20 protein-coding genes are annotated in these 21,161 nt (G+C 74.0%); 9 read left to right on the top strand and 11 right to left on the bottom strand.

Features of this window, described 5'->3' with window-relative positions; all coding sequences use genetic code 11:
* Positions 1 to 5: 5 nt before the first annotated feature.
* Together ACZCLJ_RS07040 and ACZCLJ_RS07035 are read right to left on the bottom strand one after the other, a co-directional pair.
* Positions 6 to 677 carry a nucleotidyltransferase family protein gene (locus ACZCLJ_RS07040; RefSeq protein WP_463105938.1) on the bottom strand — a complete coding sequence of 224 codons (672 nt, stop codon included), beginning with the start codon at positions 675 to 677 and terminating at the stop codon, positions 6 to 8.
* Positions 674 to 1,090 (bottom strand): winged helix-turn-helix transcriptional regulator, encoded by a 417-nt coding sequence (locus ACZCLJ_RS07035; RefSeq protein WP_463105937.1) that lies wholly within the window; start codon positions 1,088 to 1,090, stop codon positions 674 to 676. The genes ACZCLJ_RS07040 and ACZCLJ_RS07035 overlap by 4 nt, the downstream gene beginning before the upstream one ends.
* 171 nt (positions 1,091 to 1,261) lie before the next feature.
* Here ACZCLJ_RS07035 and ACZCLJ_RS07030 point away from each other — a divergent pair, with 171 nt between their 5' ends.
* Together ACZCLJ_RS07030 and ACZCLJ_RS07025 are read left to right on the top strand one after the other, a co-directional pair.
* Positions 1,262 to 2,146 carry an NAD(P)H-binding protein gene (locus ACZCLJ_RS07030; RefSeq protein WP_463105936.1) on the top strand — a complete coding sequence of 295 codons (885 nt, stop codon included), beginning with the start codon at positions 1,262 to 1,264 and terminating at the stop codon, positions 2,144 to 2,146.
* Positions 2,147 to 2,234: 88 nt separating this feature from the next.
* Positions 2,235 to 3,272, top strand: coding sequence for a VOC family protein (locus tag ACZCLJ_RS07025; protein ID WP_463105935.1), 1,038 nt, complete (start codon positions 2,235 to 2,237; stop codon positions 3,270 to 3,272).
* A 7-nt stretch (positions 3,273 to 3,279) separates the two neighbouring features.
* Here ACZCLJ_RS07025 and ACZCLJ_RS07020 read toward each other — a convergent pair whose 3' ends face one another.
* Positions 3,280 to 3,663 (bottom strand): universal stress protein, encoded by a 384-nt coding sequence (locus tag ACZCLJ_RS07020; protein ID WP_251153183.1) that lies wholly within the window; start codon positions 3,661 to 3,663, stop codon positions 3,280 to 3,282.
* Between the two features lie 45 nt (positions 3,664 to 3,708).
* The gene (locus tag ACZCLJ_RS07015) at positions 3,709 to 4,563 is read right to left on the bottom strand and encodes an IclR family transcriptional regulator (RefSeq protein ID WP_463105934.1); all 855 of its coding nucleotides are present in this window, start codon (positions 4,561 to 4,563) and stop codon (positions 3,709 to 3,711) included.
* Between the two features lie 70 nt (positions 4,564 to 4,633).
* Between ACZCLJ_RS07015 and eda the strand changes: the two genes are divergently transcribed.
* The 5 genes from eda (at position 4,634) to ACZCLJ_RS06990 (ending at position 8,528) form a co-directional block, all read left to right on the top strand.
* Complete coding sequence (gene eda / locus ACZCLJ_RS07010; protein WP_463105933.1) at positions 4,634 to 5,296, top strand: bifunctional 4-hydroxy-2-oxoglutarate aldolase/2-dehydro-3-deoxy-phosphogluconate aldolase; 663 nt, start codon at positions 4,634 to 4,636, stop codon at positions 5,294 to 5,296.
* Between the two features lie 2 nt (positions 5,297 to 5,298).
* Positions 5,299 to 6,444: a PfkB family carbohydrate kinase gene (locus ACZCLJ_RS07005; RefSeq protein WP_463105932.1), complete on the top strand. Its 1,146-nt coding sequence runs from the start codon at positions 5,299 to 5,301 to the stop codon at positions 6,442 to 6,444.
* Between the two features lie 120 nt (positions 6,445 to 6,564).
* Entirely contained in the window at positions 6,565 to 6,957 is a 393-nt protein-coding gene (locus ACZCLJ_RS07000; RefSeq protein WP_251153187.1) for a hypothetical protein, read from the top strand.
* Between the two features lie 97 nt (positions 6,958 to 7,054).
* Positions 7,055 to 7,492 carry a TFIIB-type zinc ribbon-containing protein gene (locus tag ACZCLJ_RS06995; protein WP_463105931.1) on the top strand — a complete coding sequence of 146 codons (438 nt, stop codon included), beginning with the start codon at positions 7,055 to 7,057 and terminating at the stop codon, positions 7,490 to 7,492.
* A 37-nt stretch (positions 7,493 to 7,529) separates the two neighbouring features.
* Positions 7,530 to 8,528, top strand: a complete 999-nt coding sequence (locus ACZCLJ_RS06990; RefSeq protein WP_463105930.1) for a bile acid:sodium symporter family protein — start codon at positions 7,530 to 7,532, stop codon at positions 8,526 to 8,528.
* Between the two features lie 73 nt (positions 8,529 to 8,601).
* On the opposite strand, the gene ACZCLJ_RS06985 is transcribed toward ACZCLJ_RS06990, so the two are convergent.
* From ACZCLJ_RS06985 to ACZCLJ_RS06970, 4 genes are all read right to left on the bottom strand, one after another.
* The gene (locus ACZCLJ_RS06985) at positions 8,602 to 13,269 is read right to left on the bottom strand and encodes a ThuA domain-containing protein (RefSeq protein WP_463105929.1); all 4,668 of its coding nucleotides are present in this window, start codon (positions 13,267 to 13,269) and stop codon (positions 8,602 to 8,604) included.
* Positions 13,270 to 13,490: 221 nt separating this feature from the next.
* Complete coding sequence (locus ACZCLJ_RS06980; protein WP_251153191.1) at positions 13,491 to 13,949, bottom strand: SufE family protein; 459 nt, start codon at positions 13,947 to 13,949, stop codon at positions 13,491 to 13,493.
* Positions 13,950 to 14,076: 127 nt separating this feature from the next.
* Positions 14,077 to 14,988 (bottom strand): sulfurtransferase, encoded by a 912-nt coding sequence (locus tag ACZCLJ_RS06975; protein WP_251153192.1) that lies wholly within the window; start codon positions 14,986 to 14,988, stop codon positions 14,077 to 14,079.
* A 138-nt stretch (positions 14,989 to 15,126) separates the two neighbouring features.
* A complete protein-coding gene (locus ACZCLJ_RS06970) occupies positions 15,127 to 16,485 on the bottom strand; it encodes an aspartate aminotransferase family protein (RefSeq protein ID WP_463105928.1) in 1,359 nt (452 codons plus the stop codon).
* A gap of 139 nt (positions 16,486 to 16,624) precedes the next feature.
* On the opposite strand from ACZCLJ_RS06970, the gene ACZCLJ_RS06965 reads away from it, so the two are divergent.
* Positions 16,625 to 17,611: a LysR family transcriptional regulator gene (locus ACZCLJ_RS06965; RefSeq protein ID WP_463105927.1), complete on the top strand. Its 987-nt coding sequence runs from the start codon at positions 16,625 to 16,627 to the stop codon at positions 17,609 to 17,611.
* Here the strand turns inward: ACZCLJ_RS06965 and ACZCLJ_RS06960 are convergent.
* Genes ACZCLJ_RS06960 through ACZCLJ_RS06950 form a run of 3 tightly spaced genes read right to left on the bottom strand, consistent with a single transcriptional unit; the run spans position 17,608 to position 18,842 of the window.
* Complete coding sequence (locus ACZCLJ_RS06960; protein WP_463105926.1) at positions 17,608 to 18,354, bottom strand: hypothetical protein; 747 nt, start codon at positions 18,352 to 18,354, stop codon at positions 17,608 to 17,610. The genes ACZCLJ_RS06965 and ACZCLJ_RS06960 overlap by 4 nt on opposite strands.
* A gap of 31 nt (positions 18,355 to 18,385) precedes the next feature.
* Complete coding sequence (locus ACZCLJ_RS06955) at positions 18,386 to 18,667, bottom strand: DUF3892 domain-containing protein (RefSeq protein ID WP_463105925.1); 282 nt, start codon at positions 18,665 to 18,667, stop codon at positions 18,386 to 18,388.
* A 40-nt stretch (positions 18,668 to 18,707) separates the two neighbouring features.
* Positions 18,708 to 18,842, bottom strand: coding sequence for a hypothetical protein (locus tag ACZCLJ_RS06950; RefSeq protein ID WP_463105924.1), 135 nt, complete (start codon positions 18,840 to 18,842; stop codon positions 18,708 to 18,710).
* A 181-nt stretch (positions 18,843 to 19,023) separates the two neighbouring features.
* On the opposite strand from ACZCLJ_RS06950, the gene ACZCLJ_RS06945 reads away from it, so the two are divergent.
* Positions 19,024 to 21,135: a hypothetical protein gene (locus tag ACZCLJ_RS06945; RefSeq protein ID WP_463105923.1), complete on the top strand. Its 2,112-nt coding sequence runs from the start codon at positions 19,024 to 19,026 to the stop codon at positions 21,133 to 21,135.
* Positions 21,136 to 21,161: the final 26 nt, after the last annotated feature.

Here is a 21,161-nt window from a genome sequence, read left to right as displayed (position 1 = left end):
TGCGCTCAGGCCAGGAGGTCGAGGTCGGCCTCGGTGTCGAGGTCGCGGCCGTCGCCCGGGTGGTCGACGACGTCGATCAGGTCCGCGTGCGCGCGCAGGAAGGCGCGGGCGCCGTGGTCGCCGTGCGCGCTCGCGGCGGCCGGGGCGGCGAGCGACGCGTCGAGCACGAGGGGGTGCGCCCAGCGGGGGTTCCCGCGCGCGTCGCCGTGGGAGAGCGCGGCGGCGTCCTGCGCGACCGCGCCCGTCCAGCGCGAGGCGGCCACGCGCCCGGGGCGGTGGGCGGCGAGGAGCCGAGCGACGTCGTCGGGCCGCACGCCCGGCTGGTCCACGTGCGCGACGACGACGCGAGCGGCGTCGTCGGCGAGCGCCGTGGCGACGCCCCGGCGCAGCGAGGACGCCATGCCGGACTCCCAGTCGTCGTTGACGACCACGTGCACGGCGGGACGGTCGAGCGCGGCCTCGGCGCGCACCCGGTCCGCGCCCGCTCCGAGGACGACCACGACGACGTCGCACCCGCCCTCCGCGAGCACCCCGGCGACGTGCTCGACCAGCGGGCGGCCGTGGTGGGGGAGCAGCGCCTTGGGTCCCCGCCCGAGCCGCGTCCCGGCGCCCGCCGCGAGCAGCACGCCGACGGTCGGCCGGGCGCGCGGCGAGAGGTCCGGAGCGGTGGAGGTCACGCGCCGTCGCGGCGGGCGTCGTACGCGCGCTGCGACGCGGTCACCTCGCCGACGGCACCCTCGAGCACGTCGATGAGCGCGGAGAGGCTGTCGGCCACGCGGACACCGAGCTCCGTGAGCGAGTACTCGACGTGCGGGGGGATGGTCGCGCGCACCTCGCGCACGACGATGCCGTCCCGCTCGAGCCCCTGCAGCGTCTGGGCGAGCATCTTCTCGCTCACGCCGTCGATCCGGCGACGCAGCGCGTTGAAGCGCACGGCGCCGTCGCGCAGGCCGGCGACCGTGAGGACGCCCCAGCGGCCGGTCACCGACTCCAGCACGTGCCGGGAGGTGCAGCCGCGCTGGAACACGTCGGCGACCATCTCGTCGGTCGGGCCGGCGTCGCGCGCGCTGAGTTCCGTCACGTCCGTCACGCAGCCAGGATAGGCGGCTCCTCCCGGTAGCGCACTGTGAGATACGTCGCACGCTCTTTCGGTTGGCACTGTCGAAAAGTCAGTGCATCCTCGACGGGAGGCGCCGCGAGGCGCCTGCGAACCGTCGCCGGACGGTCGCACGACCCGCCCTGCTCTCGAAGGAGCCCCCTCATGACCATCGCCGTCACCGGAACCAGCGGCCACCTCGGCCGTCTCGTCATCGAGTCCCTGCTCGCCCGGGGCGCGGCCGCGGCCGACGTCGTCGCGCTCGCCCGCACCACGGGAACGGTCGTCGACCTCGCGGACCGCGGCGTGGTCGTGCGCGAGGCCGACTACGGCCGCCCGGAGACGTTGGCCGCCGCGCTCGCCGGGGTCGACGTCCTCGTCCTCGTGTCGGGCTCCGAGGTGGGACGCCGGGTCGAGCAGCACGGGAACGTCGTCGACGCGGCCCGGGCCGCCGGCGTGTCGCGCGTGATCTACACCAGCGCGCCGCACGCCACGACGTCGGCACTCGTCCTCGCGCCCGAGCACAAGGCGACCGAGGAGCTCCTCGCGGCCTCGGGGCTGTCGACCACGGTCCTGCGCAACAACTGGTACACCGAGAACTACGCGCCCGACGTCCTGCGCGCGCGGGAGACGGGCGAGATCGTCGCGAGCACCGGCGCCGGGCGGGTCGCGAGCGCGAGCCGGGCCGACTACGCGGAGGCCGCGGCCGTCGTCGCGCTCGCCGCGCAGCAGGACGGCGCGCACGACGGCGCCGTCTACGAGCTCACGGGCGACGTGGCGTGGTCCTTCGACGAGCTCGCCGCGGCCGCCGCCGACGTCGTGGGCCGTCCGGTCGCGTTCCGGGGCGTCACGCCGGAGGAGCACCTCGCGATCCTCGCGGGCGCCGGGCTGGACGAGGGGACCGCGGGCTTCGTCGTCGCGCTCGACGGCAACATCCGCGACGGGCTGCTCGGCGACGCCACGGGGGACCTCGCAGGTCTCCTGGGCCGCCCGACGACGCCGCTCGTCGACGGCTTGCGTGCTGCTGTCGACGACGTCGTCACGGCCTGACCGCGGCGGCGCGCCCGGCTGTGGTTAAATAGTTGAAGAAACAACTAACAGCCGCGCCCGCGGCGCGCCGATCCTCCCGGAGGGACCCATGACCTCGCAGGCCGACCCCGGCCCCACCGTCCAGCGACTCGCCCGCCCGGGCGCCCCGCGGCCCGTCGTCGACCTGCTCGCGGCCGACACCCGCATGGACGCGGTCACCCTCCACGTGCGCGACCTCGACCTCATGACGCGCTACTACCGCGACGCGCTCTCCCTCGCGGTGCTCCCCACCCCGGACACGCTCGCCCTGCCCGACGGCGCCCGGCTCGCCGAGACCGTCGTGCTCGGCCGGGGGGCGACGCCGCTCGTCGTGCTGCACCGCACTCCCGGCCTGCCGGTGCCGGGCCGCCGTGAGGCGGGCCTGTTCCACACCGCCGTCCTGTTCGACGACGAACCGGGCCTCGCGCACGCCCTCGCCTCCGTCGCGACGACCGCGCCGAGCACGTTCGTCGGCAGCGCGGACCACCTCGTGTCCCAGGCGTTCTACTTCACGGACCCCGAGGGCAACGGCGTCGAGCTCTACGCCGACCGCCCGCGCGACGCGTGGGGATGGGACGAGAACGGTGTGCGGATGGACACGATCCACCTGGACCCGAACGCGTTCCTGGCCGACCACCTCAGCGACGCGTCCCGGGAGCTGCTGTCGGGGCCTCGTGCGGAGGCGGGCGAGCGGTCGCCCGGGACCGGCGGAGCGGGCGGCGCAGGCGGAGCGGGCGGAGCGGGCGGCGCAGGCGGAGCGGTGGTGGGGCACGTGCACCTGCAGGTGGGCGACGTGCCGACCGCGCGGTCCTTCTACGTCGACGCGCTCGGCTTCGAGGAGACCGCGAACGTCCCGGGAGCGCTGTTCGTCTCGGCCGGCGGGTACCACCACCACATGGCGATGAACACGTGGAACAGCCGTGGGGCAGGACCGCGCGCGTCCTCGCTCGGGCTCGGCAAGGTGTCGATCACGGTGCCCGGTGCGGACGACGTCGGCGCGCTGCGCGAGCGGCTCGCGCGGGCGGCGGTCGCGACCGAGGACGACGGCGCGGTCCTGCGCTTCGAGGACCCGTGGCGGAACCTCGTCGAGGTGCGCGCCGACCGCTGAGCCGGCGTCAGTGCCGGGCCTTGATCACCAGGACGGGGGCGGGGGAGTCGAGGAGCACGCGCTGCGTCGTGCTGCCGAGGAGGAACTTGCCGACGGGCGAGCGCTTCCGGGCGCCGATGACGACGAGCTCGGGGTGCGTCCGCTCGGCCTCCTCGACGATCGCGTCGGCCGGGTCGACGTGCTCGGACCGGTAGGTCACCTCCGGTCGCTCGATGCCGGCGGGCAGCGCGTCGAGCTGGTGCGCGAGGCCCGCGGGGACCCCGGCCTCCGGGTCCTGCGGGGTGAGGACGAGGACCGCGAGCGGCGCGCCGCGTCGCTCGGCCTCGGCGATCGCGGCGTGCAGGGCGGCCTCGCCCTGCGGGGAGTCGTTGTACGCCACGAGGACGGTCATCGCCGGGCCTTTCCGTGCTGCCGATCGGACTGCGGTTGAACTCTCTCACACGCCGGGCGTGGCTGCCGTCCGGCGCTCGCCCCGCTGCCCGTCGCGGCTCGCGGCGTGGTGCAGGCCGAGCGGCACGGTGAGCGGCGGGGGGAGCAGCGGAGGGAGCACGCGAGCCAGCACGTCCTCGATCTCTCGGCGCCGCCGCACGCCGAGGCGCTCGGACGGCGCCGTCACGCTGATCGCGGCGACGGGGCGTCCCGCGTCGAGCACGGGGACCGCGACGCAGCTGATCCCCGGCTCGTTCTCCTCGTCCTCGCGCGCGAAGCCGTGCTCGCGCGTGCGCTCGCAGAGGGACCGCAGGTCCGCGGTCGTGACCTGGCCGTCGGGAGCGGCCGCGGCGTACCAGGCGAGGCGGTCGTCGTCGAGCGTGCGGTACGCGAGGAGCGCGCGTCCCAGGGCGGTCGTGGCCGCGGGTCGACGCCGGCCGACGGCGGACCACACCCGGACGGCGCGGGCGGGCTCGACCTTGTCGAGGTAGACGATCTCGGTCCCGGCGAGCGTCCCGAGGTGCACCAGCTCGTCCGTGGACTGGCACACCGCGACCAGCGCGGGGTGCAGGAGCGCGGGCAGGTTCTCCTCCCCGAGGTAGACGGTCGCGAGCGCGGTCGCCGCAGGGCCGAGCCGGTAGCTGCCCGTCGACTCGTCCTGCTCGGCGTAGCCACGGTGGCGCAGGGCGGCGAGCGTGCGGTGCAGCGAGGTCTTGTTGAGCCCGAGCCCGAGCGCGAGCGTGCCCAGCGCGAGGCCCGAGGGGCCGGCGGCTGCGAGCGCCTCGAGCGCGGCGAGCGCCTTGTCGACGCTCCCGAGCGGGCTCGCCGCGGTGCCCGACGCCGCGGGCCCGGCTTCCGTCATCGTGGTGCCTTCCTCTAGAGTGCGTTCCGCAGTGAACAACAGGCGTTCACCATAGCGAAACGGAGTGAGGATGTCAGCCGACACCAGCGTCCTGGAGCAGATCGAGCGGGCGCGCGTCGTCCCCGTCGTCGTGGTCGACGACGCGCGCGACGGCCTGGGCGTCGCCGCCGCCCTGCGCGAGGGCGGCCTGCCGGTCGCCGAGGTCACGTTCCGCACCGCCGGCGCCGCGTCGGCGATCGAGGCGATCGCGCGCGAGGTGCCCGAGGTGCTCGTGGGCGCCGGCACCGTGATCACGGCCGCCCAGGTCGACGAGGCCGTCCGGGCCGGCGCCCGGTTCCTCGTGTCGCCCGGCCTGTCCGCCGACGTCGTGCGCCGCGCCCAGGAGCACGGCGTGCCGATCCTGCCCGGGGTCGCGACACCGTCGGACATCATCGCCGCCCTGGACCTCGGCCTGACGGCCGTGAAGCTGTTCCCGGCGAACGTCGTCGGCGGACCCGCCGCCGTCAAGGCGTTCTCGGCACCGTTCCCCGGCGTGCGGTTCGTCCCCACGGGGGGCGTCAGCGCCGCCAACCTCCTCGACTACCTCTCCCTGCCGTCGGTGCTCGCCGCCGGCGGGTCGTGGATGGTCGACCGCTCGCTCGTCCGCGCGGGCGACTGGACCGAGATCACCCGTCGTACGCGCGAGGCCGTCGAGCTCGCCGCGTCGCTCAGCACCGTCACCGAAGGAGCCTGACCGTGAGCACCACCCCCACCGGGACAAACACCGCGACGTCTTCCGCCACCGCGCCGCTCGTCGTCCGCCCCGCCGACGAGTGCGCCTACGACGTCGTCGCGCTCGGCGAGGTCATGCTCCGCCTCGACCCGGGCGAGCGCCGCATCAAGACCGCCCGCAGCTTCGACGCGTGGGAGGGCGGCGGCGAGTACAACGTCGCGCGCGGCCTGCGCCGCTGCTTCGGCCTGCGCGGCGCCGTCGTCACGGCGCTCGCGGACAACGAGGTCGGCCGCCTCGTCGAGGACCTCATGCTCACGGGCGGGCTCGACACGAGCAACGTCGTGTGGCGGTCCTACGACGGCATCGGCCGCACCGTGCGCAACGGCCTGAACTTCACCGAGCGCGGCTTCGGCGTGCGGGGCGCGGTCGGCGTCTCCGACCGCGGCAACACCGCGATCGCCCAGCTCCGGCCCGACGACGTCGACTGGGACGCGCTGTTCGGGCGCGGCGTGCGCTGGTTCCACACGGGCGGCATCTTCGCCGCGCTGTCGGAGTCGAGCGCCGACGTCGCCGAGGCCGCGATGGCCGCCGCGCGCCGCCACGGCACGATCGTGTCCTACGACCTCAACTACCGCCCGTCGCTGTGGCAGGGGATCGGCGGCGTCGAGCGCGCGCAGGAGGTCAACCGTCGCCTCGCGCGCTACGTCGACGTGATGATCGGCAACGAGGAGGACTTCACGGCGTCGCTCGGCTTCGAGGTCGAGGGCGTCGACGAGAACCTCACCGACCTCGACACGGGGGCGTTCCGCGCGATGATCGGCCGCGCTGCCGAGGAGTACCCGAACTTCCAGGTCATCGCGACGACGCTGCGCGGCGTGAAGACCGCGACCGTGAACGACTGGGGTGCCATCGCCTGGTCCCGCGTGCAGGGATTCGCCGAGGCGACGCACCGCCCGAGCCTCGAGATCCTCGACCGCGTCGGCGGCGGCGACTCGTTCGCGTCCGGCCTCGCGTACGGACTCATGGAGCTCGGCTCGATCACGGAGGCCGTCGAGTACGGCGCCGCGCACGGCGCGCTCGCGATGACCACGCCCGGCGACACGTCGACGGCGTCGCTCGCCGAGGTCCGCAAGCTCGCCTCGGGCGGCAGCGCGCGCGTCCAGCGCTGACCTCGCGTCCGCCGTCGGGCCGGTCCGGGACGTCGTCCCGGGCCGGCCCCACGCGTTCGGGCTGCCGGCAGGAACCACCCGGTCTAGGGTGGTCGGGCTGTCGAGGCTCGGAGGTGCGGCGTGGCTGGTGAGGCACCCCTTCCCGGGCTGCCGCGCCGTCGTGCCGCGGAACCGCCCGACCTGGCGCGCGCCGTCGAGCACGCGCGGATCCTGCGCGGCGCGGGGGACGCGGTCGGGGCGGCGCGCGTCCTGGACGAGGCGTTCGCGGCCGAGGGGGTCCGCACGCGCACCGTCTCCGAGCGGGTGCGCTTCCGCGCGCTCGTGCTCCGCGCGGACCTGGCGCTCGCGCTGCACGACGACGTCGCCGCCGCACGGTTCCTCGAAGGGGTCGAGTGGTTCCTCGCGGGTGCGGACTTCCTGCCCCGTGTCGCGGAGGCGCTCGCGTCGCTCGACGACGAGCGCCACCGCGTCGAGGAGCTGCGCGAGCACCTCGTGCCCGACGACGCGACGTGAGGCGCGCGGGAACCATCCCGGGCCGGCCGGCGTTGGACTCCGCAGCATCCCGGCCACCGTGCCGGCCATACGTCCCGGTCATACCAGGAGGACCCGCATGCTGTGCCCGACCGACCAGACCGTGCTCGTGATGACCGAGCGCAAGGGCGTCGAGATCGACTACTGCCCGACGTGCCGTGGCGTGTGGCTCGACCGTGGTGAGCTCGACAAGATCATCGACCGATCCGTCGAGGGCGAGATCGCGGCCGAGGCCGCGGGGCCGGCGGCGACCGCCGCTCCCGCCCCTGCACCCGTGCCGCCCGGACCCACGGCGTACCCGGCCGCGCAGCCGGCCGACTACGGGTCTCCGCGCGGCTACGACGAGCGCCGCGACGACCGCTACCGGGACGAGCGCCGCTACGACGACCGGGACCGCCGGTACGACGGCGACCGCCGGTACGACGGCGACCGTCGCTACGAGGGTGACCGCTACGACCCGCGCTACGCCAAGCGCAAGAAGAAGGAGTCGTGGCTCGGGGACCTCTTCGACTTCTGACCGGGGCCCCGCGGGTCGCGCCCTAGACTCGACCCTCGTGCGCGCAGTCCTGAGCCGGTGGGTCGACCCGTTCGTCGTGACGCTGCTGGTCGTCCTCGTCCTCGGTCTCGTCGTGCCGGTGGGCCCGGACGCGCAGCGCGTCGTGGACGTCGTCGCCGACGTCGCGGTCACGGTCCTGTTCTTCGTCTACGGCATGCGGCTCTCGACCCGGGAGGTCTGGGCAGGGCTGCGGAACTGGCGGCTGCAGGGCGGGATCCTCGCGTCGACGTACGTGGTCTTCCCGCTGCTCGGCCTCCTCGTCGCGTGGGCCGTCGCACCGGTGGTCGGGGAGGGGCTCGCCGTCGGCGTGCTCTTCCTCGCGCTCCTGCCGTCCACGGTCCAGTCCTCGGTCGCGTTCACGTCCGTGGCCCGCGGCAACGTCGCGGGCGCGATCTGCGGCGCGACGGTGTCGAACGTGCTCGGGATGGTCGTCACCCCGCTGCTCGTGCTGTGGCTGCTCTCCGACGCGTCGGGCGCCACGGCCGGCGCGTCCGGCGGTGACGACGGTGCGCTCGGCGGGCTAGGCGGTCTGCGGACGGTTCTCCTGCAGCTCCTCGTCCCGTTCGTCGTCGGCCAGCTCCTGCAGCCGTGGGTCGGCGACTGGATCCGCGCGCGGCGCTGGCTCACGCTCGGCGTGGACCGGGGCACGATCCTCGTCGTCGTGTTCGGCGCGGTCGCGGCGGCGACGTCGGCGGGCGTGTGGTCCAGCGTGTCGGGGTGGGCGATCGTCGCGCTGCTCGGCGTGAGCGCGCTGCTCCTCGCGGCGATGCTCGCCATCACGTGGTGGGGCGGGGCGGCCCTGCGGCTGTCGACCGAGGACCGCGTCGCGCTGCTCATGTGCGGCTCGAAGAAGTCGCTCGCGACCGGCCTGCCGATGGCCAGCGTGCTCTTCCCGGTCGCCGTGGCGGGCGTGGTCGCCGTCCCGGTGATCGTCTTCCACCAGCTGCAGCTCGTGGTGTGCGCGGTGCTGGCCCGGCGCCTCGCCCTGCGCGACTGAGGGGGCGCGCGGGTGAGGCCCGGGAGGCGACGTCGGACGGCCGCCTCCCGGGCCTCACCTCAGGACGGTGACGTCACCCGCAGGACACCGCCGCGTGCTCGACGTCGGCCGCGAACGTGCGACCGTCGCCCTCCGCGCTCACCTGCGCCGTCCCTGCCGGGACCGAGGCCGACCGGGTGGCGAACGCCTGGTAGGCGCTCTTGCCCGGCGCGACGTCGGCGACCGTGCGGGTCCCGAACGGCGTCGTGAGGGTGATGTCCGCCGGGACGGTGTCGTCGTTCGTCGCCCGCACCGCCACGTAGACCTTGCCCGCGAGGCAGCGCGGCTCGACCACGGTCGAGATCGCGAGCTCCTCGGGCGCCGGCTCGGTGGAGACGCCGTCCCCGACGAGCTCGAACAGGTTGACGTTCGCGATGTAGTGCGTGCCCGTCGCCCGGAACACCAGGACGAGCGTGTTCGGGCCGCCCGGGTCGGTCACCGGCACCTCGAACCACTGGTACGACTGGCCGCCGCCCGTGTTCGTGATCGGGACCGAGCCGATCAGCGCCCCGCTCGCCGTCCCCGCGCGCACCTCGAGCGTGCCGCCGATGCTGCTCGACGCCATCCGGAAGCGGATCGTCGAGATCCCCGCGAGGTTGACGTCCGCGTAGCTGATCGTGGCGTTGTCACGCAGCCAGCCGACGTTGAGACCGCCGCCGATCGAGTCGCCGGTCGGCTCGGTCCGGACCGTCGAGTCGGCGTGCTCCGCCTCGATCAGCGCCGGCTGCAGCCTCACGGTCGCGCGCGCCTGCGCGAGGTTGCGGACCTCGCCGTCGTGACCGCCTCGGGCGTACAGGACCTCGACCTCGTAGCGCGGGCGGTCCGTCGGTCCGGCGTCCGCCGGGCGCTCCATCGTGACGAGGCCCGTGCAGCCGTCGGTCGGCTCGCCGCGCCAGACCTGGTCGCCGCGCGTGACGACGAGCCGGGCCCGGACGTCGGCGCAGTCGGCGGACGGGTCCGCGACCGTGGCCTCGTACCGCACGGCCTTGCCGAACGGGACGACGCCCCCGAGCGGCGGGTCGCTCAGCGAGATCTCCGGGCGCTGCCCGCTCGGGCTCTCGAACCGGACGCTCTGCCACGGTTCGACGTTGCCCGCGGTGTCCGCGGTGCGGAACTCGACGGTGTGCTCGCCGTCCCCGCTCACCGTGAACGCGCCGTCGTAGGCGACCTCGTCGCCACCGTCGACCCGCACCGTCGTCGCGTCGACGCCGGACGTGGCGTCCGTCGCCTCCAGCACGACCGAGACGTCGCCCGTGAAGGTGTCACCCTCGGTCAGGGCGGTGAGATCGGCGGTCGTCGTCGGCGCCGTGCCGTCGACCTGGACCACGACGCTGCCCCGGTTGGACGTGCTCTCGCCGCGCACCGCCCGGAAGGCGACCTCGTAGCGGCCGTCCTCGGTGAACGGCACGGGAGCCGAGTAGGGCGTCCACGCACCGGTGGGGCCCACCTGGTACTCGATGGCGTCGTCCTCCTCGGCGGTGAGCGACAGGCTGACCGCGTCGTGGTACCAACCGCTCTCCTCCGGCTCGGCCGGCGAGAGCTCGGCGGTCGGCGTCGGCACGACGAGCGGCGGACCGCCCGCGGCGCCGTCACCCACGACGTCGAACCAGTTGAGGTTGAGCAGGTACCCGTCGGCGCCGCGGAACAGCAGCACGAGGTCGAACGTGCCGCCCGGGTCGTCGACGGCCGCCTCGACCCAGCCCCAGTTCTGGAAGCCACCGGTGCGCGGCACCGCCACGCTCCCGAGGAGCTCGCCGTCGGCCGAGTCCTTGCGGATCTCGATCCGGCTCGTGTCGTTCGGCGACGCCACCCGGAAGCGCAGGGCGTCGACGTTGGCGAAGTTGAAGTCCTCGTACGTCATCGCGCTCGCGTTGCGGATGAACCCGACGTTGAGGTCGCCGCCGAGCGGGTCGGCCGTCGCCTCGGCCCGGACCTCGGTCCCGAGGGTGTAGTGCTCGGCCTGCTTGCGTGACGGCTGCATCGCGACGACGTCGCGGCCGGTGAGCGGCGCGACCACGCCCGCGGGGGAGCCGTCGTCGGTGTACCGGGCCTCGATCGCGTACGTGATGCGGTCGGTGTCCGTGTGGCCGCTGTCGGGCTCGAGGACGAACGAGCCGGTGCAGCCGGTCGCCTCCTTCATCGGGTGACCGTGGTCGTCGTGGCCGAGGATGAGCTCGACCGTGACGTCCGCGCAGTCGATGTCGCCCGCGGCCGTGGAGCCCTGCTCCGCGTCGGTCACGGACACCTCGAAGTCGACCGTGTCCCCGTAGGTGAAGACCGTGCCGTTCGCGGGCCACAGGATCTCGACCTCGGGCTCGGTGTTGCCGACCGAGATCGTCGCGTTCGCGGTCCCCGTCCGTCCCTGGACGTCGGACACCGTCAGGACGGCGGTGTAGTCGCCCTCGGCGGTGTAGGTGTGCGTGGGGTTCGGCTCCGTCGACGTGCCGCCGTCACCGAAGTCCCACGCGTACGTCAGGTCGCCGCCCTGCGGGTGCGCCGTGCCGGCGCTGGAGAACTCCACGACGAGCGGGACGCCGCCCGACCGCGGTGTCGCGGACACCTTCGCGAGCGGCCGGTCGTTGCCGCCGGTGTAGTCGATGCGCACGACCTGGGCGTCGGGGTTGTTCCCGCCGAAGCCCGAACCCCACTCGATGAGATACATCGCGCCGTCGTGCTCGCCGAAGACCATCGCGTGCGGCCGCGTGAGCTGCATCGAGGCCAGGACCCGCGTGATGTCGGCCTTGGCGCCGTCCTCGTCGAGGTGGAGCTGGTAGAGGCGGTTCTGGCCCCACTCGTAGAAGAAGGGCTTGTCGGCCATCGAGCGCGGCCACTTGCGGTCGGACTCGAGCTCTGCGTCGAACGTGTACGCCGGGCCGCCCATGGGCGCGCCGCCGGTGCCGACGTCGGGGTCGCGCAGCGAGCGGCCGTAGGAGGTCAGCGGCTCGATGACCGGGGGCAGGGTGGTGACGCCGGTGTTGTTGGGGGAGTCGTTCACCGGGCCGGAGCAGTCGAACTCGGCGCCGGGCTGGTTCGTCGCGTAGTCGAAGTCGACGTACGCGCCACCGCCGTGGCAGTAGGGCCAGCCGTAGTTGCCGGGCTCGGTGATGACGTTCCACTCGACGCGACCGTCGATGCCGCGCTGGTCCGCGACGCTCGCGTCAGGGCCGTAGTCACCGAGGTAGACCGCTCCGGTGGTCTGGTCGACGGCGAAGCGGAACGGGTTGCGCAGCCCCATGGCGAAGATCTCGGGCCGGATCTTGCTCGTGTCCTGGCCCGCGGCCCACTTCGTGTCGACGAGGTTGCCCTCCGGGACCGTGTAGGAGCCGTCGTCGGTCGGGGTGATCTGCAGCAGCTTGCCGCGCAGGTCGTTCGTGTTGCCCGACGAGCGCTGGGCGTCGAACGCCTCGCTGCCCGGGCGCTCGTCGATCGGCGCGTAGCCGCCCGGGGCGCCGCCGGGCGACGTGTCGTCCCCGACGGAGACCCAGAGGTCGCCCTCGGCGTCGAAGTCGAGGTAGCCCCCGGAGTGGCAGCACTCCACGCGCTGGTGCGGGATCTGGAGGAGGATCTGCTCGCTCGCGAGATCGAGCGTGTCGCCCTCGAGCGTGAACCGCGAGAGGCGCTGGTGGGGCTCGTCGACGAGGTCGCCGTGCGGCGTGTAGAAGAGGTAGACCCAGCCGTTCTCGGCGAAGTCGGGGTCGAGCTCGATGCCCAGCAGGCCGTTCTCCTGCGCGGTGTGGACCTGGAGGCGGCCGACCGTGGACGTCGTCGAGGTGTCGGGGTCGATGACGCGGACCTGGCCGGCGCGCTCGATGTAGAGCACGCGCCCGTCGTCGGCGACCTGGAGGCCCATGGGGCTCGCGACCTCGTCGTCGAGGACGACCTTCTGGTAGTTGGCGTCGACCGTGCCGCCGCAGTCGTCCGACGCCGCGCCGGTCGCCCAGAGGACGCCCCCGGTGAGGTGCTCGACGAAGGCCGGCTCGACGAAGCTCTCGGGCGTGTGGCCGAGCCCGGTGTACCAGGACCGCCCGCCCTCGTGGTACTGGCACCACGCGATGGGGTGGTCGGCACCCATCCCGCCGCCCTGGTACGAGGTCTCGTCGAGCGTCATGAGGACGTGGACGTCACCGCGCGGGTTCTCGCCGAAGTTGTACCACTCGTCCGTCCGCTCCCAGCGCTGGGGGAGGTGGGACGTCGACGGGTGCGTGCGGTCCTCGACGTGGATCCCGGCCTCCTGCACCGCCGGGTGGCCGCTGAAGTAGGCGCCGACGAGCTCGCCGTACCAGGGCCAGGTGTACTCGGTGTCGCTCGCCGCGTGGACGCCGACGTAGCCGCCGCCCCCGCGGATGTAGTCCTCGAACGCGGCCTGCTGGCCGTCGTCGAGGACGTCGCCGGTCGTGGACATGAAGACCACCGCGTCGTACGTCGCGAGGTTCTCGGGCGTGAAGGCCGCCGCGTCCTCGGTCGTGTCCACGACGAGGTCGTGCTGGTCGCCGATGGCCTGGACGGCCGCGATGCCCTGCGGGATCGAGCCGTGCCGGAAGGCCGCCGTCTTCGAGAAGACGAGCACGCGCCCGCTCTCCTCCTCGACGGCGGGTGGTGGTGGGGGATCCTCCGCGGCGGACGCCGGGGGCGCGAGGAGCGCGCCGACGGCCACGAGCGAGATGGCTGTGGTCAGGGAGAGCAGACGCCGGACAGGAGACATGCGATCGACACCTTTGTGATCGAGCGAGTCGGACGCCCCGATAATGTCAATCGGCTGAACTATCGACAAGAGGCATTCTGCACAACGGGCGAACTATTTCTGTCGAAAACGATGTCGAATCTCTGCGATATCGGTTTCGTGACCCGATGACGGGGTCGGGCGCCGTCGGCGTCACCGCGGTGCGACGACAAATCTCCCCAGGGTCGGACGCGGCAAGACGCTCAGCCGCGCGCGCTGACCTGCTCGCGCACCTGGCGCTTGGCACGCGTGAGCATGCCGTTCATCCCGCCGATGCGCAGCGGGCTCACGGCTCGCGTGAGCCCGATCGACATCGGGAAGTCGTCCGGGACGTCGAGGACCTCCTGCACGGTCAGGCCCGAGAGGCCCTGCGCGAGGATCGACGCGAACCCGCGCGTCGTCGGCGCCTCGGCCGGAGCCGTCGCGTAGAAGTGCACGACGCCGTCGCCGTCCACCTCGGCGAACGCCCGGACGGGCGACTGGCACTCCTCGATGCGCTCGAGCATGCCCGGCGCGCTGGCGTAGCGCTCCGGCAGGTCCGGCAGCTCGTTCGCGAACTCGAGCAGGAGCTGCAGGCGCTCGCGCTCGGGGAGCGCGAGGAAGTCCTCGCGGATCTCCGCGAGGGTCGCGGGGAGTGCGGCGTCAGGGGTAGGAGCGCTCATGGTCCCGATCCTCGCACCGTCGCGCGGCTGGTGGCGCTGCGGTCCCAGCGTGCGGAACGCCGACGGCGCGCGGCCCGGTCCCCGTCCAGGGAAACCCGGCCGCGCGCCGTCGGGCACGGGCGTCCGGTCAGTTGAGCGACGCGGGCGCCTCGCCCGGCTGGTCGCCCTTGACGATGGGCACGCGCACCGCGTTGCCCCACTCGGTCCACGAGCCGTCGTAGTTGCGGACCTTGTCGAAGCCGAGCAGATAGGTCAGCGCGAACCACGTGTGGCTCGAGCGCTCGCCGATGCGGCAGTACGTGACGACCTCGTCGTCCGCCGCGAGGCCGAGGCCGCCCTCCTGGTAGATCGCCTCGAGCTCGGCGCGCGACTTGTACGTGCCGTCCTCGGCGACCGCGGTCGCCCACGGGACGTTGCGCGCCGTCGGGATGTGGCCGCCGCGCAGCACGCCCTCCTCCGGGTAGTCCGGGATGTGCAGGCGCTCGCCCGTGAACTCCTGCGGGGAGCGGATGTCGACGAGCGGACCGTTGCCGATGTGCGCGAGGACGTCCTCCTTGAACGCGCGAATCGTCACGTCGTCGCGCTCGACGACCGGGTACTCGACGGCGTCGGGCGCCGGCACGTCCGTCGTCGTCTCGCGGCCCTCGGCGATCCACTTGCCGCGGCCGCCGTCGAGCAGGCGCACGTCCTCGTGGCCGAACAGCGTGAAGACCCACGCGGCGTACGCGGCCCACCAGTTGTTCTTGTCGCCGTAGACGACGATCGTCGTGTCGCGGCCGATGCCCTTCGAGCCGAGCAGCTGGGCGAAGCCCTTGCCGTCGATGTAGTCGCGCGTGTCCGGGTCGTTGAGGTCCGTGTGCCAGTCGATCTTCACGGCGCCGGGGATGTGACCGGTCTCGTAGAGCAGCACGTCCTCGTCGGACTCGACGACGACGACGCCCGGCTGGCCGAGGTGCTCCGCGAGCCAGTCGGTGCTGACGAGACGGTCGGGGTGGGCGTACTGCGTGATCTTCTCGGTGGTGTCGAGCGGTGCGGGCATGGTGTCCTCCAGGGGCTGGCGTGCCGGGGTGTGCGCGCGACAGGCTGCGCGGCTCTCCGCTCGTCAGGCTAGGCGGCGTGTCCGGTCCGTGGAAGGGCCGTTGCGCATGCTGAGACGGTGTTACACCGGGTGTCACCGCTACCCCAGGAGCTCGCGCGTCGCTTCCGCGAGGGCCTCGTCGAGGAGCTGCAGGCCGAGGTCGAGCTCGTCGTCGGCGATCGTCAGCGGCGGGGCGATGCGGAAGACACCGCCCATGCCGCGGAGCTGCACCACGTTCATGTGCAGGCCGCGCTCGAGGGCGCGGCGGGTCACGAGAGCGCCGAGCGCGTCGGCGCCCTCCTTCGTCCCGCGGTCGAGCACGAGCTCGATGCCCTGCAGCAGCCCGCGACCGCGGACGTCGCCGACGACCTCGTGCCGGGACTGCAGCGCGAGGAGCCCGGTACGCAGGCGGTCGCCGAGGACGCGCACGCGGGCGTCGAGCTGCTCGGCCTCGAGGACGTCCAGCACGGTGCTGCCCACCGCGGCGACCAGGGGGTCGGACACGTGGGTCGTGAAGAACAGGAAGCCGCGCTCGTGCGCACGCTCCTCGATCTCCGCGCTCGTGACCACCGCGGCGAGCGGAAGCCCCGCCCCGAGCGTCTTCGAGAGCGTGAGGATGTCGGGGACCACCGGCTCCTCGCCGGGCCGTCCCTCGAACGCGTACCAGGAGCCGGTGCGGCACAGCGCGGTCTGCGCCTCGTCGAGGATCAGCAGCATCCCGCGCTCGTGGCACTTGTCCCGCAGCGCCGCGAGGTAGCCCTGCGGGAGCTCGACGATCCCGCCCGAGCTGAGGATCGGCTCGACGATGCACGCCGCGAGGCTCCCCGTCGACTGCACGTCGACGAGGTCGAACGCGAGGTCGAGCTGACGACGCCAGTCGTGCCCGCCGTCCGGCGTGAGGTGGTCGGGACGGTAGGCGTTCGGCGCCGGGATCACGACGTTGCCGGGTGCCGTCGGGCCGTAGCCCCGCCTGCCGGCGCTGTTCGTCGCCGCGGCCGCCGCGTGCGTCATCCCGTGCCACGACCCGGCCAGCGAGACGATCTCGTGCCCGCCCGTCACGAGCTTGGCCATCCGGATCGCGGCCTCGTTCGACTCTGCACCGGTCGTGAGGAGCAGGACCCTTTCCAGCGGGTCGGGAAGCGTTACCGCGAGACGTCGTGCGAGGTCGACGACCGGTCGCGAGAGCATTCCGCTGAAGAGGTGGTCGAGCGTGCCGATCTGCCGCCGCACCGTCTCGACGACGGCGGGGTGGCTGTGCCCGAGGATCGCGCTCATCTGACCCGACGTGAAGTCGAGGATGCGCCGTCCCTCAGCCGTCGTGACGTAGCTGCCCGACGCGCTCTCGACGATCTCGGGCGTGAACGGACCGCCGTAGCGCACGAGGTGACGGTCGGCGTCTGCCCAGAACTGGGCGGCGTCCTCGGCGGGGAGGATGGCAGAGGACGGGGCGGCGGTCATGTGCCGAGCCTAGGGACGGGCGCTGTGCGCGTACAGCACGAGTTCTCGTACAGTCTGTGCGGAGGAACCGCACAGCACCGCACAACGCCGTAGGGCGCCGCCCCACGCCGCCCCACGCCCGCCGACCCCGGAGGAGCCCGTGCTCAACGCCGCCCGGCTGCAGGTCCTGGCCCGGCTCGACAGCCTCGGCACCGTCCGCGCCGTCGGCGCCTCCCTGCACCTCAGCCCTTCGGCGGTCTCGGCGCAGCTCGCCGCGCTCGAGGCGGAGACCGGTGCTCGTCTCCTCGAACGGACCGGGCGGCGCGTGCGGCTCACCCCCGCGGGCCGTGCCCTCGCCCGGCACGCGCGGGTCATCCTCGACCAGATGGCGCTCGCGGAGGCGGAGCTCGCGCACCCCGACGGGCAGCCGGCCGGGGTCGTCCGCGTCGCCGCGTTCTCCAGCGCGGTGCGTGAGCTCGTGATCCCCCTGACGCTCCGGCTCGCGACCGAGCACCCTCGCGTCGAGGTCGACGTCGTCGAGCTGGACCCGCGCGAGAGCGGTCCGGCGCTGCGGCGCGCGGACGTCGACCTGGCCGTCACGGCCGACCTGCTCGACGGCGCGCCGCTCGCCGGTCCCGACGTCGCGACCGTGCCGCTGCTCGAGGACCCGGTCGTGCTCGTGAGCCCGGCCGCGGGATCGACGCGCGACGCAGCGGGTGCGCCGTCACTCGCCTCGTCCGGTCCGGTCGACCTCGCGGACCTCGCCGACGCGCGCTGGGCGGCGGACCTGGCCGGGACCTACCTGTCGACGCTCCTGGACGGCGCGTGCCGCGACGCGGGGTTCGAGCCCCGCGTCGTGGCCCGCCTCCCGAGCTACGAGCTCCTGCTCGCGCACGTCGAGGCCGGGCTCTCCGTCGCGCTCCTTCCCGGGCTCGCCGTCGACCGCCGGTACGACGTCGCGGTGCGACCCCTGACGGCACCCCGGACACGCCAGGTCTACGCCGCCGTGCGGCGCGGAGCACCGCCGACCGCGGCCACCGCCGCGGTCCTGGGAGCGTTGCGCCGGGTCGCGAGCGAGCGGGGTTCCGACGAGGGCGCCACGGCCTCCGAGGAGCAGCAGCCCGTTCGCGCCGTCGACGCGGACTAGAAGGTCCACGCGTCCCGGACCGTCGTGTAGACGACGTCGACGTGGTCGAAGTCGACGGACACGTTCATCGTGAGGTCTGCCGGGTCGTTGACCCCGAACCCCTGCTTCCACGTGATCGACTGACCGGGCAGCACCGGCGCGTCGGGCGCCCCGCCGTAGCCCTGCTCCGAGTCGTACACCTCGTCGCCGGCGACGCCGGCGCTCGTGATCTGCGTGGAGCTGAACGACGTCCACGTCGTGGTCGTGCCGTTCGTGACCGTGAACGTGAAGCCGAGGTAGGTGGGGAACTCACCCACCGACGCCCACTCGCCGGGCGTGAACGGCCCGTCGCTCGTGACCGTGAGCGTCAGGCCGTCCTCCCACTCCATCGTGGAGCCGAACGACGTGACCGGGTTCGCGGTCGCGTCGTCGGCCCCGTCCTTCCCGGTCGCGTAGCCGGCGTCGTAGCCGGTCCGGAACTCGGGCGTGCGCTCGGCGAGGAACGCCGAGGTCGCCTTCGCGCCCGTGCCCGAGCCGTGCTGGTAGCCGAGGTCGTACCCCTCCTGGTATGTCCCGATGAGCTCGGGGCTCGGGGTTGCGCTCGGTGCGGGCGGGCTGCTCGTCGTCGGGCCGGCGTCGGGGCTCTGCGGACCGGAGGCGCTGCCGACGACGCCGCACCCGACGAGGGAGGCGGCGAGGGTCACGAGCGTCGCGGCCAGACGGATCGTCGGGCGCGCGGTGAGGGGCGTGCTGCGAGGGCGCATGGCGTGCTCCTTGAGTCAGTCGTTCGGGAGGTCAGTAGCGCGGGAGGCGCAGGAGGTTGTCGCTCTCGCGACCGTTCGCGACGGTCGCGATGTACCGGGTGCCGAGCGGGCTGATCCGCGCGACGACGTCGGCCTGGTTGTGGGTGATCTCGTCGAAGGTGCGGAACCGCGTGCCGACGCGGACCTCGGCGTGCACGCGCTCGCGGGTCGCGGCGCGCAGCGGACCGGTCGTGGTCGTCGAGAAGCGCACCTCGACGACGTGCTCGTTGCTCGTCCCGGGTTCTGCGACCCGCACGGCTCGGATGAAGGGCATGGGTGGTTCCTCTCGGTTCGGGCGGACGTCGTGCCCGCGGTCAGTCCTCGGTGTCCTGCGCCGGCTCGAGCTCGTCCCGCGTGGCGGGCGGAGTGAGGGAGACGCAGCGGGGGCAGAGCCCCCGGCCGTCGACGATCGGGAAGACGAACCCGCACCTGCACCTGACGTGGCTCATCGAGCCCTCCTCCGCGCCGTCGTACCCAGCCGCCGTGGCCGGTGAGAGGAGACTGGCCGATGACGAGGGCAATGCGGCCCGCGACGATCGATAAGGCGGGTTATCGTGCGATGCGCCGTCTAGGTCATTGGGACCGGCTAGGTTCGGGCCGTCACGTCGAACGACTAGAGAGGAGCGGAACGTGAGCGCATCACCGACCGCGCAGGCCACCGTGCTCGACGACCTGCGCCTCTCCCTGTCCGACGTCGCGGAGCTGGCCCGGGTGCAGCGCCCCGTCGTCTCGGTCTGGCGTCGGCGGTACGCGGCGGGACCGCACCCGTTCCCGGCGCCGGTCGGAACCCGGAACGGGGCGGCGCGCTTCGCCGCGGCAGACGTCGCGGCGTGGGTCGAGGCGACCGGCCTGGGCAACAACCCTGCGTTCCGTGCCGACGTCGCACTGCGGGCTGCGCTCACCGAGATGCCCGGCCTGCCCGACGACGCGGCGTTCGCGGGCCTCACGGCCCTCCTCAGCCTCACGGCGTACGCGGCGGAGCCGCTGGCCGAGCTGGACCCCGCCGACGTGCTCGACCTGGCCGACGAGCTCGACCCCGACGACACGTCCCTCTACGCCGAGGTCGAGGCCCTCGGGACGCATCTGGCGACCTGCTGCGCGCTCGCCGACCTCGCCGCCGGCTCCGCGTACACGCCGGGCGCCGCGGTGGAGACCGTCCTCGCCGACCGGTTCCGGTCCGGCCGCGTCGCGCTGACGCGGTCTGCGCTCTCACCCGCTGCGCTCGGTCTCGTGGCGGACGTCGCGGGCGCCCTCCTGGGCGACGTCGCGGCGTCGGACGTGACGGCCGACGGGCTCGTCGAGGACCCGTACCCGGGCTGCGGTGACCTCCTGGTCGCCGTCCTCGGTCGGGGAGAGGTGCTGGACGCCCCCGGGGCCGTCGTCCCCGGCGGCGACGCGCACCGGCTCACGCGCCGCCGCCTCGGTGCGCACGGGTGGTCCGTGACCGCGCCGGCAAACCGGGGCGGCGCCGTCGCGCTCGCCCCTCTCGTGGTCACCCAGGTGCCGCCCGTCGGCTCGGGTCCGGTCGACGACGTCGCGGCGCTCGCTCTCGTCGACGAGGTCGTCCTGGGCCTGGCGCCCGGACGGCGCGCGGTCGTGATCGGGCCGGCGAGCGCGCTCGTGGACGCGCCGTCGTCCGCGGAGGCCGACTCGGCGCGCGCCGTCCTGCTGCGCGCCGACCGCCTGCGCGCGGCCGTCCTCCTCCCCGCGGGCCTCGTGGTCGAGCGCCCGCGCGAACGCCTGGCGCTGTGGGTGCTGGGCGACGCCCGTACGGACGTGCCGATCGCCGAGCGGTGGACGACCGTCGCCGACCTCTCCGGGTTCGCGCCGGTGGACGGCCGGTTCGACCGCGCGGTGGTCGAGGACCTCTGCACCGACGTCGTCGCGGCGCTCGGTACCGCCGCCGACGTCGAACATCACGCCTTCCGCTTCGCCAGGTTCGTCCCCACGCCGGACGTGCTCGCCTCGCGGGGGAGCCTCGTCGCGGCGGCGAAGCCGCTCGTGCGGGGCGCGCGCGACGACGGCGGGGCCGCGGCGGTCCGCGCGGCCGAGCTCGTGACCCTGCTCGACGCCGGGCCTCGCCCCGCGCTCGACGCCCAGGTCGAGCGCGGGGAGGCAGAGCAGGTGTGGCGCCTGCCGCTCGGGGCGCTCGTCGACCTGAAGACGGTCCGCCACGTGCCCGGCAACCGGCTCGACGACGCGGACGTGCGTCGCGCGGGCGACAAGCCGGCCGGGGAGGTCCGCGTCCTCGGCGTGCCGGAGCTCTGCGGTGACCTCGAGGCGGGGGAGCGCGTCGTCGACCGCCTGGCGTTCGCCGCGCGCTACCCCGCGGGCCGCCTCACCGAGCCGGGCGACGTCGTCTTCTGCACGACGCCGCGCGCTGCCGCGGTCGTGGACGCGGAGGGGTTCTCCGTGGTGCAGTCCCCGGCGCGGGTGCTGCGCCTCGGGTCGCGCGAACCGGAGGACGTGCCGGGCGCCGTCGGGCGGGGCGGGCGCCTCGTCCCGGAGGTCCTGGCGCGCGACGTCGCGGCGCAGGCCCGCGGGACCAGGTGGCGGTCGTGGGAGGTGCGGGTCGTGCCCGCGCACCAGGCCGAGGAGGTGACCCTCGCCCTCGCCCGGGTGCGGGAACGGCAGGAGGCGGCGCGGCGGGAGCTCGCGCTGCTGGAGGAGCTGGCGACGACGCTGGTGGACGGCGTGACGTCGGGTGTCGTACGCATGCGCAAGGATGAGCCCGGCCCGTGAGCAGAGCTCATGGGAGAGAACTGAGG

It is taken from the genome of Cellulosimicrobium sp. So1_17, from assembly GCF_055181235.1.
Note: the sequence above shows the minus strand (reverse complement) of the source record. Positions and strands in the feature narration are given on the sequence as shown.

Coding starts and splice junctions, on each gene's coding strand:
- ACZCLJ_RS07030 (WP_463105936.1), top strand. CDS start 1,262: ATGACCATCGCCGTCACCGGAACCAGCGGCCACCTCGGCCGTCTCGTC.
- ACZCLJ_RS07025 (WP_463105935.1), top strand. CDS start 2,235: ATGACCTCGCAGGCCGACCCCGGCCCCACCGTCCAGCGACTCGCCCGC.
- ACZCLJ_RS07020 (WP_251153183.1), bottom strand. CDS start 3,663: ATGACCGTCCTCGTGGCGTACAACGACTCCCCGCAGGGCGAGGCCGCC.
- ACZCLJ_RS07015 (WP_463105934.1), bottom strand. CDS start 4,563: ATGACGGAAGCCGGGCCCGCGGCGTCGGGCACCGCGGCGAGCCCGCTC.
- eda (WP_463105933.1), top strand. CDS start 4,634: ATGTCAGCCGACACCAGCGTCCTGGAGCAGATCGAGCGGGCGCGCGTC.
- ACZCLJ_RS06995 (WP_463105931.1), top strand. CDS start 7,055: ATGCTGTGCCCGACCGACCAGACCGTGCTCGTGATGACCGAGCGCAAG.
- ACZCLJ_RS06985 (WP_463105929.1), bottom strand. CDS start 13,269: ATGTCTCCTGTCCGGCGTCTGCTCTCCCTGACCACAGCCATCTCGCTC.
- ACZCLJ_RS06980 (WP_251153191.1), bottom strand. CDS start 13,949: ATGAGCGCTCCTACCCCTGACGCCGCACTCCCCGCGACCCTCGCGGAG.
- ACZCLJ_RS06975 (WP_251153192.1), bottom strand. CDS start 14,988: ATGCCCGCACCGCTCGACACCACCGAGAAGATCACGCAGTACGCCCAC.
- ACZCLJ_RS06970 (WP_463105928.1), bottom strand. CDS start 16,485: ATGACCGCCGCCCCGTCCTCTGCCATCCTCCCCGCCGAGGACGCCGCC.
- ACZCLJ_RS06960 (WP_463105926.1), bottom strand. CDS start 18,354: ATGCGCCCTCGCAGCACGCCCCTCACCGCGCGCCCGACGATCCGTCTG.
- ACZCLJ_RS06955 (WP_463105925.1), bottom strand. CDS start 18,667: ATGCCCTTCATCCGAGCCGTGCGGGTCGCAGAACCCGGGACGAGCAAC.
- ACZCLJ_RS06950 (WP_463105924.1), bottom strand. CDS start 18,842: ATGAGCCACGTCAGGTGCAGGTGCGGGTTCGTCTTCCCGATCGTCGAC.